Raw genomic sequence first — 3,206 nt, 5'->3', positions numbered from 1 at the left:
CCCCCGGCCTCCGCAGCGTCCGCAAGGCCGTCGTACCGGCCGCCGGACTCGGCACCCGCTTCCTTCCCGCCACCAAGGCCACCCCGAAGGAGATGCTGCCCGTCGTCGACAAGCCGGCCATCCAGTACGTCGTCGAGGAGGCCGCCGCGGCCGGGCTCGACGACGTCCTGATGGTCACCGGGCGGCACAAGCGGGCCATCGAGGACCACTTCGACAGCGCCTTCGAGCTGGAGCAGGCCCTGGCGGCCAAGGGAGACGCCGTACGGCTGGACGCCGTGCGCGACCCGGCCCGGCTGGCCAACATCCACCACATCCGGCAGGGCGAGCCGCTCGGCCTCGGGCACGCCGTGCTGTGCGCCCGCCGCCACGTCGGCGACCAGCCGTTCGCCGTCCTGCTCGGCGACGACCTCATCGACCCGCGCGAGACGCTGCTGAGCCGGATGCTGGACGTGCGCGACCACTACGCGGGCAGCGTCGTGGCCCTGATGGAGGTGCCGCCGGAGCAGATCCATCTCTACGGCTGCGCGGCCGTGGAGGCGACCGGCGAGGACGACGTCGTCCGGGTCACCGGCCTCGTGGAGAAGCCGTCCGGCCAGGACGCGCCCAGCACTTACGCGGTCATCGGCCGCTATGTCCTCGACCCGGCCGTCTTCGACACCCTCGAACGCACCGGCCCCGGCCGCGGCGGCGAGATCCAACTGACCGACGCTCTGCAGGAGTTGGCCGCGGGCGGCACGGTGCACGGGGTGGTCTTCGACGGACTGCGCTACGACACCGGCGACAAGGCCGACTATCTGCGCACGGTCGTCCGGCTGGCCTGCGACCGGGACGACCTGGGCCCCGAATTCGTCGCCTGGCTCAAGGAGTTCGTCGCGGACCTGGAGGCGGGTACCGACACCGGGCAGCGCCGCCGGGTCGCGGCCTGACATCACGACAAGGGCCCGGGGAGGACCTACTCCCCGGGCCGGGTCCCGCGACGGCGCTCAGCCGTTGGGACGAAGGGTCCACACGACGGTCATCTCGCCGGTGACGGCACCGTCCGAGCGCCGGATCTCGATCGACACCGGGAACTCAGGGCGCTGTCCCGCGTCCAGTTCGGCCACGACGTCGGTGGCCGGGCGGCCGAGGGTCGCGGTCGCGGTGACCGCCCCCATCGCCAGCTTGCGGTACCCGATCTCCGCGCTCACGGCCAGCGGCACGGCCCGCGCGAGCTGGTCCCCGAAGGCGGCCAGCACGATCGCCCCGCTCGCGGTCTCGCCGAGCGTGAACATCGCGCCGGCATGCGGCCCGCCCACGTGGTTGTGGTACTCGCCCTGGTCCGGCAGGGCCACCACCGCCTTCTCTGGCGTGGTCTCGAGGAACTCGAGGTTCAGGGTCCGGGCCATCGGCACCGTCGCGGCCAGCAGCTCACCGACGGACATCTGATCTGCGCTCATGACCGGATGTTACCCACGGGTAGCCCGGCTGGCCAGAGTGGTGTGATGAGCGCCGCTCGGCCCTTTGCTACGGCGTTGACGAGCCACAGTGACCGAATCGTGTCCCGGACGGCACTAGGGTTGCTGCCCATGTGGCCAGGACAGCAGCCGCCAGGGGGCGAGCAGAACCCGCAGGGACACACTCCCCAGGGACCCGTCCCGCCGGTTCCGCAGGAGCAGCACAACCCGTACCAGCAGCCGGGGTACCACCAGCCGAATCCGTACCAGCAGCCCGGATACCAGCAGCCCAACCCCTATGCGCAGCAGCCGCAGTGGGGCGCGCCGGGACCGGTGGGCGCGCCGCAGCCGCCCAGCGGCGGAGGGGGCGGCGGCAACAGGACGAAGCTGGTCGCGATCGTGGCCGCGGCGGCCGTGATCGTGGCCGCGGGCGTCACCGGCGCACTGGTCCTGGGCGGCGGCGACGACGACAAGGCGGACGGCGGTTCGGGCGGCGACAAGCGCGCGAGCCAGTCGCCCACCACGTCCGCCGAGCCCAGCCAGTCCGCCTCCGACGACGATCCCCGCGGCGGCTCCTCCGAGAAGGCGACCGTCGCGGGCTGGAAGGTCGTGGTGAACCCCAAGTGGGGCACCGTCTTCGACGTGCCGGCCGACTGGGAGGTCGACTCGCCGACCATGCTGATCGGCTTCGAGGACAAGAAGGACGCGAACGCCAAGCCGCTGATCACCATGTCCGCGCCGGCGTACTACAAGTCCAAGTGGTGCACCTCCGACGACGACAAGGACGGCAGGACGGAGGACACGGCGCTCGCCGCCGTGGGCACCAAGGGAGCTGACGGCGCCAAGAGCACCGACGAGGTCGCCGTGAACCAGGTGCCCTGGTGGGTCTACGGCGGCTACACGCAGCCGGACAAGAAGAGCCTCACCTACGACAAGACGGCCAAGAAGTTCACCACGGCCTCCGGGATCGAGGGCAGCTACGCCTGGGCCCGGTCCAAGAACAGCCCGCAGATCGGCAAGTCCAAGTGCAACAGTGACGGCAAGGCCATCACCTTCGGGTTCAAGAATTCCGCCGGGGACTTCGTCGCCTGGAGTCTCTACGGGGCGACAGGCGTCAAGGGAGAGGTCCCGGACGCGACCGTGATGAAGATCATGAGCACGGTCCGGCTGGCCAAGGAGCCGCCGACAGGGGGCTGACCCGACGCCTCAGACCGTGGCCGACGAGGCCTCCGGTATGGCGCGGAAACGGTTTGGCAAGCGGGGGTCACGGCGGCGATAGTCGGCCGGTGACCTCCGCCGACGCCTCCGACAGCCCTCGCGGACCCGCCGGGGCCGGCCGCAACTACCGCCTGCTGACCGCCGCGGCGGTCGTCACCAACCTCGGCAGCAACGGTGCGCTGATCGCCTCCGCGTTCGCCGTGCTGGACGCAGGCGGTGACGGCGGTGACGTCGGTCTGGTGGCGGCCGCGCGGACGCTGCCCCTGGTGGTGTTCCTGCTGATCGGCGGCGCGGTGGCGGACCGGCTGCCCCGGCATCGCGTGATGGTCACGGCCAACGCCCTCAACTGCCTGTCCCAGGCGGTGTTCGCGGCGCTCGTCCTGGCCGGTCACCCCCGGCTGTGGCAGATGATGCTGCTCAGCGCCCTCGGCGGCACCGGCCAGGCCTTCTTCAGCCCGGCCGCCGAGGGCATGCTGATGTCGTCGGTGACGGGCGAGCAGGCCAGCCGCGCGTTCGCACTGTTCCGGATGGCGATGCAGGGGGCCGGGCTGGGCG

4 protein-coding genes are annotated in these 3,206 nt (G+C 71.6%); 3 read left to right on the top strand and 1 reads right to left on the bottom strand.

Annotated elements, in window-relative coordinates; translation table 11 throughout:
• Nucleotides 1–926: UTP--glucose-1-phosphate uridylyltransferase GalU (galU, locus tag GRC12_RS43050; protein WP_208785884.1), on the top strand; the 926-nt coding region annotated here is incomplete at its 5' end.
• 57 nt (nucleotides 927–983) lie between these two features.
• Here the strand turns inward: galU and GRC12_RS43045 are convergent.
• Complete coding sequence (locus GRC12_RS43045; RefSeq protein ID WP_208785883.1) at nucleotides 984–1,436, bottom strand: DUF4442 domain-containing protein; 453 nt, start codon at nucleotides 1,434–1,436, stop codon at nucleotides 984–986.
• A gap of 129 nt (nucleotides 1,437–1,565) precedes the next feature.
• Here GRC12_RS43045 and GRC12_RS43040 point away from each other — a divergent pair, with 129 nt between their 5' ends.
• Both GRC12_RS43040 and GRC12_RS43035 read left to right on the top strand, forming a co-directional pair.
• Nucleotides 1,566–2,630: a hypothetical protein gene (locus GRC12_RS43040; protein WP_208785882.1), complete on the top strand. Its 1,065-nt coding sequence runs from the start codon at nucleotides 1,566–1,568 to the stop codon at nucleotides 2,628–2,630.
• 89 nt (nucleotides 2,631–2,719) lie between these two features.
• Nucleotides 2,720–3,206: MFS transporter (locus GRC12_RS43035; RefSeq protein ID WP_308286759.1), on the top strand; the 487-nt coding region annotated here is incomplete at its 3' end.

Origin of the sequence: Streptomyces griseorubiginosus, assembly GCF_017614965.1 — a bacterium.
Taxonomy (GTDB): Bacteria; Actinomycetota; Actinomycetes; order Streptomycetales; family Streptomycetaceae; genus Streptomyces; species Streptomyces griseorubiginosus_B.
Note: the sequence above shows the minus strand (reverse complement) of the source record. Positions and strands in the feature narration are given on the sequence as shown.

Coding starts and splice junctions, on each gene's coding strand:
- GRC12_RS43045 (WP_208785883.1), bottom strand. CDS start 1,436: ATGAGCGCAGATCAGATGTCCGTCGGTGAGCTGCTGGCCGCGACGGTG.
- GRC12_RS43040 (WP_208785882.1), top strand. CDS start 1,566: ATGTGGCCAGGACAGCAGCCGCCAGGGGGCGAGCAGAACCCGCAGGGA.